The sequence below is a fragment of the Paracoccus sp. KKT209 genome (assembly GCF_055635455.1).
The window spans coordinates 1,777,327-1,790,366 of the sequence record NZ_CM145758.1 but is presented as its reverse complement, the minus strand read 5'-3'; the positions used below and the strand labels follow the sequence as shown (position 1 = coordinate 1,790,366).

At 67.7% G+C, this 13,040-nt stretch carries 15 protein-coding genes; 4 read left to right on the top strand and 11 right to left on the bottom strand.

The features are described from left to right. Positions 1–86: 86 nt before the first annotated feature. Positions 87–704 carry a peptidylprolyl isomerase gene (locus ACZ2G3_RS08995; protein WP_470395422.1) on the bottom strand — a complete coding sequence of 206 codons (618 nt, stop codon included), beginning with the start codon at positions 702–704 and terminating at the stop codon, positions 87–89. Then, positions 697–1,203: a peptidylprolyl isomerase gene (locus ACZ2G3_RS08990; RefSeq protein WP_419268220.1), complete on the bottom strand. Its 507-nt coding sequence runs from the start codon at positions 1,201–1,203 to the stop codon at positions 697–699. Before ACZ2G3_RS08990 ends, ACZ2G3_RS08995 begins: the two co-directional genes overlap by 8 nt. 185 nt (positions 1,204–1,388) lie before the next feature. On the opposite strand from ACZ2G3_RS08990, the gene ACZ2G3_RS08985 reads away from it, so the two are divergent. Together ACZ2G3_RS08985 and ACZ2G3_RS08980 are read left to right on the top strand one after the other, a co-directional pair. After that, on the top strand, positions 1,389–2,591 hold the full coding sequence (locus tag ACZ2G3_RS08985; RefSeq protein ID WP_470395420.1) for a phosphoglycerate kinase: 1,203 nt from the start codon (positions 1,389–1,391) through the stop codon (positions 2,589–2,591). 55 nt (positions 2,592–2,646) lie between these two features. Then, positions 2,647–2,802 carry a hypothetical protein gene (locus tag ACZ2G3_RS08980; RefSeq protein ID WP_470395419.1) on the top strand — a complete coding sequence of 52 codons (156 nt, stop codon included), beginning with the start codon at positions 2,647–2,649 and terminating at the stop codon, positions 2,800–2,802. Between the two features lie 571 nt (positions 2,803–3,373). On the opposite strand, the gene ACZ2G3_RS08975 is transcribed toward ACZ2G3_RS08980, so the two are convergent. The 4 genes from ACZ2G3_RS08975 to scpA all read right to left on the bottom strand — a co-directional run bounded on the left by ACZ2G3_RS08975 (position 3,374) and on the right by scpA (position 8,354). Next, on the bottom strand, positions 3,374–4,663 hold the full coding sequence (locus ACZ2G3_RS08975) for a homoserine dehydrogenase (RefSeq protein ID WP_470395417.1): 1,290 nt from the start codon (positions 4,661–4,663) through the stop codon (positions 3,374–3,376). 84 nt (positions 4,664–4,747) lie between these two features. Next, the gene (locus ACZ2G3_RS08970; protein WP_419268224.1) at positions 4,748–5,266 is read right to left on the bottom strand and encodes a hypothetical protein; all 519 of its coding nucleotides are present in this window, start codon (positions 5,264–5,266) and stop codon (positions 4,748–4,750) included. 4 nt (positions 5,267–5,270) lie between these two features. Beyond that, positions 5,271–6,095 carry a glycosyl transferase gene (locus ACZ2G3_RS08965; RefSeq protein WP_470395415.1) on the bottom strand — a complete coding sequence of 275 codons (825 nt, stop codon included), beginning with the start codon at positions 6,093–6,095 and terminating at the stop codon, positions 5,271–5,273. 126 nt (positions 6,096–6,221) lie between these two features. Beyond that, on the bottom strand, positions 6,222–8,354 hold the full coding sequence (gene scpA, locus ACZ2G3_RS08960; RefSeq protein ID WP_470395413.1) for a methylmalonyl-CoA mutase: 2,133 nt from the start codon (positions 8,352–8,354) through the stop codon (positions 6,222–6,224). Between the two features lie 57 nt (positions 8,355–8,411). On the opposite strand from scpA, the gene ACZ2G3_RS08955 reads away from it, so the two are divergent. Together ACZ2G3_RS08955 and ACZ2G3_RS08950 are read left to right on the top strand one after the other, a co-directional pair. After that, complete coding sequence (locus ACZ2G3_RS08955) at positions 8,412–8,960, top strand: DUF4174 domain-containing protein (RefSeq protein ID WP_470395411.1); 549 nt, start codon at positions 8,412–8,414, stop codon at positions 8,958–8,960. 93 nt (positions 8,961–9,053) lie between these two features. Beyond that, positions 9,054–9,251: a hypothetical protein gene (locus ACZ2G3_RS08950; protein WP_419268228.1), complete on the top strand. Its 198-nt coding sequence runs from the start codon at positions 9,054–9,056 to the stop codon at positions 9,249–9,251. On the opposite strand, the gene ACZ2G3_RS08945 is transcribed toward ACZ2G3_RS08950, so the two are convergent. From ACZ2G3_RS08945 to ACZ2G3_RS08925, 5 genes are all read right to left on the bottom strand, one after another. Beyond that, a complete protein-coding gene (locus ACZ2G3_RS08945; protein WP_470395409.1) occupies positions 9,217–9,888 on the bottom strand; it encodes a hypothetical protein in 672 nt (223 codons plus the stop codon). The genes ACZ2G3_RS08950 and ACZ2G3_RS08945 overlap by 35 nt on opposite strands. Before the next feature lie 60 nt (positions 9,889–9,948). Continuing rightward, on the bottom strand, positions 9,949–10,311 hold the full coding sequence (locus tag ACZ2G3_RS08940; RefSeq protein WP_470395407.1) for a hypothetical protein: 363 nt from the start codon (positions 10,309–10,311) through the stop codon (positions 9,949–9,951). Next, positions 10,308–12,353, bottom strand: a complete 2,046-nt coding sequence (locus tag ACZ2G3_RS08935) for an acetyl-CoA carboxylase biotin carboxylase subunit (protein WP_470395406.1) — start codon at positions 12,351–12,353, stop codon at positions 10,308–10,310. The genes ACZ2G3_RS08940 and ACZ2G3_RS08935 overlap by 4 nt, the downstream gene beginning before the upstream one ends. A gap of 102 nt (positions 12,354–12,455) precedes the next feature. Then, positions 12,456–12,668 carry a YMGG-like glycine zipper-containing protein gene (locus ACZ2G3_RS08930; protein ID WP_419268232.1) on the bottom strand — a complete coding sequence of 71 codons (213 nt, stop codon included), beginning with the start codon at positions 12,666–12,668 and terminating at the stop codon, positions 12,456–12,458. 75 nt (positions 12,669–12,743) lie between these two features. After that, positions 12,744–12,986 carry a hypothetical protein gene (locus ACZ2G3_RS08925; protein ID WP_419268233.1) on the bottom strand — a complete coding sequence of 81 codons (243 nt, stop codon included), beginning with the start codon at positions 12,984–12,986 and terminating at the stop codon, positions 12,744–12,746. Positions 12,987–13,040: the final 54 nt, after the last annotated feature.

Below are 13,040 nucleotides of genomic sequence, written 5' to 3'. Positions count from 1 at the left end.
CCGGTAGAATGGCCGCGCGGGCGCCGTGCCGCAAGTGCGAAAAAGGGGGCCGAAGCCCCCTTTCCGCCAGTCGTCAGGAAGATGCCTCAGGCACCCTCTTCCTCGGTGCCGGCGATCGTGACGCTCAGCATGTAGTCGGGCGATTCCACCGACCCATTGGCCGAGGCATCGCCCTTCTTGATGTTGTCCAGGACGTCCCAGCCCTCGATCAGCTGGCCCACGACGGTGTATTCGCCGTCCAGGAACGGCGCCGGCGCCAGGTCGATGAAGAACTGGCTGTTGGCGCTGTTGGGGCTCATGGCGCGGGCCATGCCAACGGTGCCGCGGTCAAAGGTGGCGTCGCTGAACTCGGCCTCCAGGTCGGGCAGGTCCGAGCCGCCCATGCCGGCCATCGAGGTGTCGCCACCCTGCTTGCCGTTGGCGACATCGCCGGTCTGGGCCATGAAGCCGTCGATCACGCGGTGGAACACGACGCCGTCATAGGCGCCCTGTTCGGTCAACTCGACCAGGCGGGCGACGTGGTTCGGGGCCAGGTCCTCGCGCAGGTCCAGGACGATGGTGCCCTTTGACTTGCCCTCGGCATCGGCGACCTCGATCACCATGTTCGGGCCGTCGGTGTCCTCGACCTGCGGATTGGCGGCCTGGGCAAAGGCTGCGCCGGTGCCAAGCGCGATGAAGGCGGGGATCAGGGCCAAATTACGCATCGGCGGCCACCTTGACGCTGATCATGCGGTCTGGATTCACCGGCGGCTCGCCGCGCTGGATCTTGTCGACATGCTCCATCCCCTCGATCACGCGGCCATAGACCGTGTACTGACCGTTCAGGAAATGGTTGTCCTTGAAGTTGATGAAGAACTGGCTGTTGGCGCTGTTCGGGTTCTGCGACCGCGCCGCGCCCAGGGTGCCACGGTCGTGCGGCAGCTTGGAGAACTCGGCCGGCAGGTCCGGCTTGTCCGATCCGCCCGTGCCGGCGCGGCCCGGGTTGTAGTCCTTTTCCATGTTGGCATGGGCCACGTCGCCCGTCTGCGCCATGAAGCCGTCGATGACGCGGTGGAAGGCCACGTTGTCATAGGCACCGGCGCGGGCCAGTTCCTTCATCCGCTCGGCATGCTTGGGTGCGACATCCGTCAGCAGCTCGATGACGACGCGGCCGTCCTTCAGCTCGACGATGATGGTGTTTTCCGGGTCCTTGATCTCGGCCATGCGGCCCTCCTTTGCCAGGTTCGACCCCTGATCTAGGTAATCGAGGGGCAAAGGGCAACGCGCGAAACCGTTATGAAAGGGCCTTGGCGGGATCACGCACATGTCAGACCATCGCCAGAGTTGACGGGGCCCCTACCATGCGGGACAAGCCTCGGCGACGCCCCACAGCCCGAAAAGGACGCGACATGGCCAAGTTCAATACCATCGACGACATGGATCTTCAGGGAAAGGTCGTGCTGACCCGGGTCGATGTCAACGTGCCGGTCGAGAACGGCCAGGTCACCGACGCCACCCGGATCGAGAAGATCGTGCCGACCGTGAAGGACATCCAGGCCAAGGGGGGCATTCCCGTGCTGCTGGCACATTTCGACCGCCCCAAGGGTCAGCGCGTGGATTCCATGAGCCTGAAGCAGATCGTCCCGGCGCTGGAGGCTGCCCTGGGCCAGCCGGTGGTCTTTGCCGACGACTGCATCGGCGGCGCGGCCAAGCGGGTCGTCGCGGCGCTGAAGCCGGGGCAGGTGGCCCTGATGGAGAACACCCGCTTTCATGCCGGAGAGGAAACGAACGATGCGACCTTCGCGGCTTCGCTGGCGGCACTGGGCAGCGCCTATGTGAACGACGCCTTTTCGGCCGCGCACCGGGCCCATGCCTCGACCGAGGGACTGGCGCGGCTGCTGAACGCGGGCGCCGGTCGGCTGATGGAGGCCGAGCTGAAGGCGCTGAACGCGGCACTCGGCGATCCCAAGCGCCCCGTCATGGCGGTCGTGGGCGGGGCCAAGGTCTCGACCAAGCTGGAGCTGCTGACGAACCTGATCGACAAGGTGGATCACCTGGTCATCGGCGGCGGCATGGCCAACACCTTCCTGGTGGCGCAAGGGGTCGAGGTCGGCAAGTCACTGGCCGAACGCGACATGGCCGACACGGCGCGGGCGATCCTGGAAAAGGCGGGCCAGACCGGCTGCAAGATCCACCTGCCCGTCGACATCGTTGTCGCGCGCGAATTCGAGGCGGGCGCAGCGTCCGAGGTGCTGCCGGTTGCCGAATGCCCGGCGGATGCGATGATCCTGGATGCGGGCCCCAGCACCGTAGCCGCGCTGCGCGAGGCCATGTCCGCCTGCAAGACGCTCATCTGGAACGGCCCGCTTGGCGCCTTCGAGATCGAGCCCTTCGATGCGGCCACCAACGCCGCCGCAAACGCCGCTGCCGAACTGACGCGGCAGGGGACGCTTGTATCCGTCGCCGGGGGCGGCGACACGGTCGCGGCGCTGAACAAGGCGGGCGCGGCCCAGGACTTTACCTTCATCTCGACCGCCGGCGGGGCGTTCCTTGAATGGATGGAAGGCAAGGTGCTGCCCGGCGTCGCAGCCCTCGAGGCGTCGCGCCGCTGAGGCGCAGAGCCGGCCGCCCGTGCAGGCGGCCGGCCCGACGGCTCAGTAGCGGATGATGCCCAGGATCTTGCGGCCCGAGGTGGTGTCGCTGGTGCCGGAACCGGGGCTCGCCGTCGTCCCCGGTGCTGTGGATGCAGAAGAGGCCGTGCTGGCGGGCGCATCAGTGGCTGGCGCGGGTGCGCTGGCCTCGGGTTCGGGCGCCGCAGGCTGAGCATCCACCGACATGGGTGAAGCTGCCGCATCGAGGGCCTGTGGTTGCAAATCAGCCTCTGCCTGGCCCGGGGCAGCAGGGACGACTGCCGCAGGACCCGTGCTGCCCTGAGCTGCCGCCCTTGCATAGCTGGCCGTCATCCGCTGCCATTCGTCCGCCGCCCTGTCTTCGACAACGACAGGACGGGGTACCGCTTCTCCTGCTGGGCCGCCCGCCACCGGCCTCTGGAAGATGGGCCGGTGATCTGCCCCCACCCTGACCATGGGACTGGCTGGGGAAATTCCAAACAGCGACAGATAATGAGTATGCATGGGGCGCGTTCCATCGTTAAAACTTGTGACGAACTTGCGCCTAATCCAACCGGTTCAATTAGAGCAGAGCCCGGATGCTTAAGATTTTATGAACGGGAGAAGCCGCCCCGCGATCCGCCAGGACCACTTCCCCATGCATCGGTCCAGGCAGACGGGTAACGAACAACGCCGTCACCCGTTAAGCCGCCCGGCAGCGGGAGGCTCGCCCGCGAATGAGATCGGAGCGCGGGCGGCGCCAACCGGACGACCCGACGGTGCCCTTACACTTCCTCGATCCGCAGCTCGACCGGATCGCTGACCAGGACGCCGGTCCGGGGCAGCGCCTCGATGGCGAAATCGATGGCTTCGGGCGTCGTCTTGTGCGTCACCACCAGAACCGGAACGCTGGCCGGGCTGTGCTGGCCGTATTGGCGCATCCGGTCGATCGAGATCCCCGCATCGCCCAGGACCGTGGCCACCTTGGCCAGCGCCCCCGGCTTGTCCTGAAGCTCCAGCCGGATGTAGTAGGCCGCGGGAACCGCCGTACGGGCGGGCTGCGCGGCCATTAGCGTGTCGGCAGGCTGGCCGAAGACCGGCAGCCGCACGTCCCGGGCGATCTCGACGATGTCGGACAGGACCGCGCTGGCGGTGGGCCCTTCGCCCGCACCCGCACCGCGCAGGACGATCTGGCCCACGCTGTCGCCCTCGATCACGACCATGTTCGTGCCCCCGACCAACTGGCCCAGCGGGCTGTCGGCCGGCACCAGGCAGGGCGACATGCGCTGTTCCAGGCCGCGTGCCGTCATCTGCGCCACGCCCAGCAGCTTGATGCGATAGCCCATGTCGGCGGCGCGGCGGATGTCGTCGATGCTGACCCGTTCGATCCCCTCGATCTCGACCGCGTCGAAGGACACCTGCGTGCCGAAGGCGATCGCGGACAGGATCGCCAGCTTGTGGCCCGCGTCGATGCCGCCCACGTCCAGGGCCGGGTCGGCCTCCAGATACCCCAGCTGCCGCGCCTCCTCGAAGACGGCGTCATAGGGCAGGCCGGCGCTTTCCATCCGCGTCAGGATATAGTTGCAGGTGCCGTTCATCACGCCCATGACGCGGGTGATGCGGTTGCCGGCCATGCTCTCGGTCATCGACTTGATCACCGGGATGCCACCCGCCACGGCCGCCTCGAACCGGATCACCCGGCCCAGGCTCTCGGCCAGTTGCGCCAAGTGCTGGCCGTGCAGCGCCAGCAGCGCCTTGTTGGCCGTCACCACGTCCTTGCCCGAACGCAGGGCGGCCTCGATGCTGTCGCGCGCGACTCCGGTGTCGCCACCGACCAGTTCGACATAGACATCCACGTCATCGGCCGTGGCGACGGCCATCGGGTCGGTTTCCCAGCGATAGGCAGACAGGTCGGCGTCACGGTTCTTCATCCGGTCGCGGGCGCTGACGGCGGTGATGGTGACGGCGCGGCCCGAACGGCGGGACAGCAGGTCCGCATGTTTCTGGACGATCTTGACGACACCGATCCCGACGGTGCCAAGCCCGGCGATGCCGAGGCGGAGGGGGGACGACATGGGTTCCTCTCATCCTTGATTTCGCGGGTGTTAGCGCGGCAGAGGTCGGCTTGCAACGCGCGAAAGGGCGCGGGCACCGAACAGTCAGGCGCCCGTGTCATCCTGGCCAGCCCACCGGCCTTCGATGCCGGTGGCGCGCATCATGGCGACCACGCGCCGCGCGGCCTCCAGCGTCCGGTCACGCACGGCAAGAACCTCTGCCGGCCCCAGGTCGTCCGGATAGCGTTCGCCGCGGGTATTGATGAAGGTCGGGTGCCACATGCCCGCCCGGTCGCCGGGACGCCAGGACGCGTGGCAGAGCAGGTTGCGCGACAGGCGCAGCGGCGGCAGGTCCCGGGCCAGGACCGACCGTGCCGGGCCCGCAGGCGCCGCCGCCAGAAATGCGTCGATCAGCGTCCCGAGCGTGTCGTCGGCGATATCCTCCATCCGCCGCAGCCATGCCTGCAGCGCGGTGTCGTGCACCTCGTCGCCCAGATCCTGGCGGGTCAGGGAAAAGATCGCGCGTTTCAGCGCCTCCTCCAGAAATCCGAAGGCGGCGACGGCATGGCCGATGGCTGCGGCCATGTCCTCGGGCAGGCGGTCGGGGGCGCGGGGCAGGGGCACCGGGCTATTCGCGCCACAGCTTTTGGACCCAGGGCGTGGGCCGGACGTAATGGCGCAGATGCTTCCATGCGCTCTCGCGCCGATCGCCTGTCCAGGTGGCTCGCAGATGTGCCAGCGGCGGCCGCGCCTGGTCGGCCTCGTCCCACCGGCCCAGGATCGCGTCAGGCGGGTTAAGGCTGCCGGGGAACATGACGATCCGGGTGCCCCTGGGGATGCGCGGGGCCATCACATAGTTCAGCGGAAAGACCGGCACGCAGTGAAAGCGGAAATGCGCCAGCCATCCCTTGGGCCAGAACTTGACGCCGCCGGGCGCGTTCCGGGTTACGAAGCGCTGCTCGTAGCGGTACTTGTCCGCCGCACCCTGCGGGTCGGATGCAAAGATCTGCTGCAACAGTGCCAGCTTGCCCACGCGCATCCGATAGACCGAGGTCTGGCCCATCTTCTCGAAGGGCGTGTTGGGGTTCAGTCCCAGGATCGTGTCGTCGGGATCACCATGCGCGAAAAACGCGTCCAGATCGCCAGTCACGATGACATCCAGGTCCAGGAACAGCACCACCCCCGTGACATCCCCCAGGTCACCCCACAGCCGCGACTTGGGCCACTTGCCGCGCGTGTTCACCGGTGCCTCGTAGGCGAAATCGGGCAGCGGCCGCACGGCCACGTCGGGATGCAGCCCCTGACCGTCGTCGGTAAAGCAGAACAGCCGGAAGGGCGGCGTGATGTTGCGCGCGATCATGGCGTGCAGGCGGTTCACGTATTCCGGCCCGAACTTGGTGCCCCACTTGATGCAGATGATCTGCTTGACCGATCCGTTGCGCCCGTCGCTCATGCCTGCCTCGTGCTGTCCGGTGGAGAGGGTTTCACAGCGGGGCCGCCAAGACAACGCCTCTTCTTCGTTGCCCAAGAACCCTGGGGGGTCCGGGGGCGCAAAGCCCCCGGCGGCCGCGGGACGCAATCAGGGGCGCGTCTCGCGGATCAGGCGCAGGATGTCGGCGGCGGCCGAAGGGATGTTCGTGCCGGGGCCGAAGATCGCCTTGACGCCCGCGGCCTTCAGGAAATCATAGTCCTGCTGCGGAATGACGCCGCCGCAGATCACCAGGATCTCGCCGGCGCCTCGGGCCTGCAGCGCCTCGATCAGCTTGGGCGCCAGGGTCTTGTGGCCGGCTGCCTGCGAACTGATGCCCACCACATGGACGTCGTTGTCGATGGCATCCTGGGCGGCTTCCTCGGGGGTCTGGAACAGCGGGCCCACATCCACGTCGAAGCCGATATCCGCAAAGGCGGTGGCGATGACCTTGGCACCCCGGTCATGGCCGTCCTGGCCCATCTTGACGACCAGCATGCGCGGGCGGCGGCCCTCTTCCTCGGCAAAGGCCTCGACGTCGCGCTGGATCTGGGCAAAGCCCTCGTCGCCCTCATAGGCGGCGCCATAGACGCCTGCCAGGGTGCGCACCTCGGCGCGGTGGCGCCCGAACTCGTCTTCCATGGCCATGCTGATCTCTCCGACGGTTGCGCGGGCGCGCGCGGCCTCGACCGCCGCCTCCAGCAGGTTGCCGCCCATCCGGGCGCGGCGGCCAAGCTCGGCCAGGGCGGCATCTACGGCCCCTTGGTCGCGGCTGGCGCGGATGCGCTCCAGTCGCGCGATCTGGCTGTCGCGGACCTTCACGTTGTCGATGTCCAGGATGTCGATCGGGTCCTCGCGGTCCTTGCGGTACTTGTTGACGCCGACGATCACGTCCTCGCCCCGGTCGATCAGGGCCTGCCGGCGTGCCGCCGTCTCCTCGATGCGCAGCTTGGGCATGCCGGAGGCCACGGCCTTGGTCATGCCGCCCAGTTCCTCGACCTCCTCGATCAGCGCCCAGGCCTTGTCGGCCAGTTCCGCCGTCAGGCTCTCGATGTAATAGGACCCGGCCAGCGGATCGACGACATGGGTGATCCCAGTCTCCTCCTGCAGGATCAACTGCGTGTTGCGGGCGATGCGGGCGCTGAATTCGGTGGGCAGGGCGATCGCCTCGTCCAGCGCATTCGTGTGCAGCGACTGCGTGCCGCCAAGCGCCGCCGACATCGCCTCATAGGCAGTGCGGATGACGTTGTTGTAGGGGTCCTGCTCCTGCAGCGACACGCCCGAGGTCTGGCAATGCGTCCGCAGCATCAGGCTGGACTGCTTTTTGGGTTCGAATTCGGACATGATGCGGTGCCACAGCAGGCGCGCGGCCCGCAGCTTGGCGATTTCCATGAAGAAGTTCATGCCGATGGCAAAAAAGAACGACAGCCGCCCGGCAAAGGCATCCACGTCCATGCCTGCCGCGATCGCGGCCCGGACATATTCCCGCCCGTCGGCCAGGGTATAGGCCAGTTCCTGGACCAGGTTCGCCCCGGCCTCCTGCATGTGGTAGCCCGAGATCGAGATCGAGTTGAACCGCGGCATCTGGCCCGACGTGTATTCGATGATGTCGCTGATGATCCGCATGCTGGGTTCGGGCGGATAGATATAGGTGTTGCGGACCATGAACTCCTTCAGGATGTCGTTCTGGATGGTCCCCGACAGCACCGCGCGGTCATGGCCCTGTTCCTCGCCGGTGACGATGAAATTGGCCAGGATCGGGATCACCGCGCCATTCATGGTCATGCTGACGCTGACCTGGTCCAGCGGGATGCCGTCGAACAGGATCTTCATGTCCTCGACGCTGTCGATGGCGACCCCGGCCTTGCCGACATCGCCGACCACCCGCGGATGGTCGCTGTCATAGCCGCGATGGGTCGCCAGGTCGAAGGCGACCGACACGCCCTGCTGCCCCGCCGCCAGCGCCTTGCGATAAAAGGCGTTCGATTCCTCGGCCGTGGAAAAGCCCGCATATTGCCGGATCGTCCAGGGGCGGCCCGCATACATCGTGGCGCGTGGACCGCGGGTATAGGGGGCGAGGCCCGGCAGGCTGCCCAGGTGGTCCAGCCCCTGGGTGTCGGCCTCGGTATAGAGCGGCTTGACGGGAATTCCCTCCAGCGTCTGCCAGGTCAGGCTGTCGGGTTCGCGGCCCTTCAGTTCGGTCCGGGCCAGCTTGCGCCATTCCTCGAGCGTCGGTTTTGTCATGATCCATCCTTTCCCGCGGCCCGTTCTGCCCTATATTCAAGACATGACGAGGTGCCGATGAAGTTGAAATTCCTGATTTTTGCGGTGGCACTGGCCGGAATGGGCCCGGGGCGCGACGCGCCTGCGCCCGATCCCGAAACCATCCGCGACAGCACGCCGCAGCGCAATCCCGCCCGTCTGCCGCCGGTCAGCCAGCTGCCCGAAGCCCCGCCGGAGGTCGTGTCCCCGCTGGCCGCAGGCGCCCCGCCGCTGCTGAATGCGGCCGAGGTCGAGCCGCAGCAGTTCCTCTGGACGGCGCGGCCGGTGGTGGTCTTTGCCGACACGCCCGGTGATCCCGCCTTTGTCGAACAGGTCGAGGCGCTGCGGCTGGACGGGCGCGCGCTGGCGGCACGCGACGTGGTGATCGTGATCGACAGCGATCCTTCCGCCAACACCATCTGGCGCCAGCAGCTGCGCCCGCGCGGCTTTTCGCTGGTGCTGATAGACAAGGACGGGCAGGTCAAGATCCGCCGCCCCACGCCCTGGGACGCCCGCGAGGTCGGCCGCGCGATCGACCGGCTGCCGCTGCGCCGGCAGGAGATCGGCCGGGGCAGCATCCTGCGGTAAGGCCTGCAGGGCGGAAACTTGTGGATTTGCGGCGCGTTCCCTATATCATGAACAGCGTCGGACAGGGTGTCTGACCAGACGGAGGAGAGGATCATGGCAATTCCGCACGCAGATCGCGGCGCCAAGCCGCAGGCCGTTCCCGCCCGGGTGGTCAAACCCTTGCGCAGCGAAACCGCCCCACGCCCCGAGGCCAAGCCCAAGCCGGCGGCCATCAGCCGCGCCAACGAGATCGTGCGGGCCATCGGTCTGCGCCCCATCACCGGCCTCTCGGGTCCAAAGATCGGCTACTGATCGCGTCCAGCCGGCCGCGCATTTCCGCAATCTCGCCCGGCAGGCGCTGTGCCAGCTGTGCCAGTGCCGCGGCCTCGTCCTCGTCCAGCATCCGTTCCACCGCATCCGCCCCGCCGCGCAGGCTTTCGGTCAGAACCCGAATGGCCTGGATGCCGCTGTCGCGGGTCTCCTCCATCAGCGACAGGTAATCGGCCATCATCTGCGCCGCGCGCCGCCCGTCGCTGCGGGCGATGCGCCGCAGGTCCGTGGCCAGCGCCCCCATCACCGACAGCAGCCGATAATACAGCACGATAGGGTCGATGACCGGCGCCGGCAGGATGTGGATGTCGGCGATCACCGCCGTGAAAATGCGGTCGTTGCCATGCTGGGGCAGGGTGGGGACGAAATCCCCCGACCGGATGCGCGCAATCAGCGCCGCCGCATCCTCGGGATCGGGGCTTTGCTGTTCCAGCGCAAAGACATGGGCGCGGATTTCGGCCAGCAGGGCGCGCTGGATATCCGCCTCGCGCGCCCGGCGCAGGCCCGCGTCGCGACGGCGGGTCTGCGACGCGACGACCACCCAGCCTATGGCCACGAACAGGCCGGTGATGACCGCCTGCTGCAGTTGAGGGCTGAGGTAACTGTCAAGTGGCGGCACGGCCGGTCCCTTTCCGACGCGTGCCCGGACAGGTCAATTGGCTGCGCATAGCCGCGCCCCTCATGACTGCTCCGTCAGGCGCAGCGCCGCAAGCCCTGCGGCCAGATGCGCCCCGGCCTCGGCCCAGAGCGCGGCACGCGGCGCCAGCCAGCCCTCCAGCACCAGGTAAAGGCCGCCGCCCCACAGCAGCGCCGACAGCGGCAGCGCCACCATCCAGAACCGCGACCCGCGCCACCGGTGCGCACTCAGGCCGAAGGCCAGCTGGAACAGCGCCAGCGCCACCAGCGGCGTCAGGACATAGACCAGCGGGATCTGCGCCAGGCCGACACTGAAGGTCGTGCCGCCCGCCAGCAGAACAAAGCCGCCCGCGCCCATCAGGGCCACCAGCGACGCGGCTGCAAAGGCGGGCAGGCTGCGGGTCATTCGAACTCCATGATGATGTCATCCACCTTCAGGCTTTCCCCCGGCGCCGCATTCACCGACTTGACGGTGCCGCGGCGTTCGGCGCGCAGGATGTTTTCCATCTTCATCGCCTCGACCGTCGCAAGGGCCTGACCTTCCTGCACCTCGTCGCCGGCGGCCACGTTCACCTTGACCACCAGTCCCGGCATCGGACAGAGCAGGAACCTGGAGGTGTCGGGGGGCAGCTTTTCGGGCATCAGCCGGGCCAGTTCGGCGGCGCGCGGGCGGCGCACCTGCACCCTCAGGTCCGCCCCGCGGCTGCGAAGGCGGAAACCGGCGGGGATCTTGTCCACCTTCAGCACCAGCGGACGGCCCCCCACCTGCATCCGGGCCAGCGACTGCCCAGGCAGCCAATCGCCCTCGACCCGCAGATCCTCGCTGTCGATCCGGACCGTGGCGCCGTCCCGGTCCGCGCCGATCCGCACGGGGAATTCGCGGCCGCCGACGAAGACCACCCAGTTCTCGCCGACATGGCGTTCGTGGTTGCTCAGCCGGCCGCTGATCCGCGCGCGCCGGATCTCGGCCACGCGATGCATGGCGGCGGCGGCGGCGGCCACGCGGCGCAGTTCGTCCTCGCCGCAGGGGGCGCCGTGGAAGCCCTCGGGATATTCCTCGCCGATGAAGGCGGTGGTGATGTCGCCCGAAACGAATTTCGGATGGTCCATCACGGCCGCCAGGAAGGGCAGGTTGTGGCCGATCCCCTCGACCTCGAACTCGTCCAGCGCCAGCCGCATCGCCTCGATCGCCTCGCTGCGCGAGGGCGCCCAGGTGCACAGCTTGGCGATCATCGGGTCATAGAACATGCTGATCTCGCCGCCCTCGAAGACGCCGGTATCGTTGCGCACGGCGGCCGCACCCGTGGGCGTGCCCAGGGCCAGCCATTTGCCCTCGGCCACCATGGGACCGGCCGCGACCTCTGCGGGCGGGCGATAGCGGGTCAGCCGCCCGATCGACGGCAGGAAGTTGCGATAGGGATCCTCGGCGTAGAGCCGGCTTTCCATGGCCCATCCGTTGATCTTCAGGTCCGATTGGGCAAAGGGCAGCGGCTCGCCGGCGGCCACGCGGATCATCTGCTCGACCAGGTCCACCCCGGTGATCAGCTCGGTCACCGGATGTTCCACCTGAAGCCGGGTGTTCATCTCCAGGAAATAGAAGTTGCGGTTCCCGTCCACGATGAATTCGACGGTGCCGGCGCTGGTGTAGCTGACGGCCTTGGCCAGGGCCACGGCCTGTTCGCCCATGGCGCGGCGGGTGTCGGGGTCGAGGAAGGGCGAGGGGGCCTCTTCGATGACCTTCTGGTTGCGCCGCTGGATCGAGCATTCGCGCTCGTGCAGATAGACGGCGTTGCCGTGCTTGTCCGCCAGGACCTGGATCTCGATGTGGCGCGGCTGCGTCACGAACTTCTCGATGAAGATCCGGTCGTCGCCAAAGCTGTTGGCGGCCTCGTTCTTCGAGCTTTCGAACCCCTCGCGCGCCTCCTCGGCGTTCCAGGCGATGCGCATCCCCTTGCCGCCGCCGCCGGCGCTGGCCTTGATCATCACCGGATAGCCGATCTGGTCGCTGATGCGCGCGGCCTCCTCGGCGTCGGCGATCAGGCCCATATAGCCCGGAACGGTGCTGACGCCGGCCTCCTGCGCCAGCTTCTTCGAGGTGATCTTGTCGCCCATCGCCTCGATCGCCCCCGAGGGCGGGCCGATGAAGACGACGCCCTCGGCCTCCAGCGCCTCCGCGAACCTGCGGTTCTCGGACAGGAAGCCATAGCCGGGATGGACCGCCTCGGCCCCGGTCTCGCGGATCGCGTCCATGATCCTGTCGATCACGATATAGGACTGGTTGGCGGGGGACGGGCCGATATGCACCGCCTCGTCCGCCATACGCACATGCAGCGCGTTGCGGTCGGCATCCGAATAGACCGCCACGGTGGCGATGCCCATCTTGCGCGCGGTCTTGATGACGCGGCAGGCGATTTCGCCCCGGTTGGCGATCAGGATCTTCTTGAACATGGGCTCCCCCCCAGGACGGAACGTGAAAAAGCCGCCCTGGGCGCAGGTCCCGGGGCGGCTTGAAGAACCGGGCGCGCAGGTCGCGCGCCGCAGATCAGGTGATTACTGGCAGAGACGGACGTCGTTGCACAGTGCGCCGGCAGCACCGCCGATGGCCGCGCCCTTGACGACGTTCTCGCCGCTGACGCTGGCGATGGTTGCGCCGACGCCGGCACCGATGAGGGCGCGGTCAGTGTCGGTCGGATTGATCCCTTGGGTGCAACCCGCGACAGCGGTTGCGCCGACCAGGGCGGCGATGGCAAGAAGCTTGGACATGATCTAGATCCCGTGACGTGAGTGGCAGGAGCGCAGGACGCCCCTGGCTGATGTGTTGGTATGAGGCCGAAGCGATCAGTAGCGACGCTGGCAGACGCCCGCGTCGTCGCACAGCGCGCCGCCGACGGCACCGATGGCCGCACCGGTCGCCAGGTCTTCGTCAAGCGCCTTGGCGATGACTGCACCGGCCACGGCACCACCCGCCGCGCGCTGCGCGTCCGGAGAGATGCCGCCGCCCTGATAGCCCGGCTCGCAAGCCGCGAGGCCTGCCGTGGCCAGAGCCAGAGCGGCAAGGCGAAGTGCAAAGGTTTTCTGCATGATGGTCTGCCTGTCTTGAGGGGCCCGTTGGGGGCCGGTTGTAGGTCCTGACGG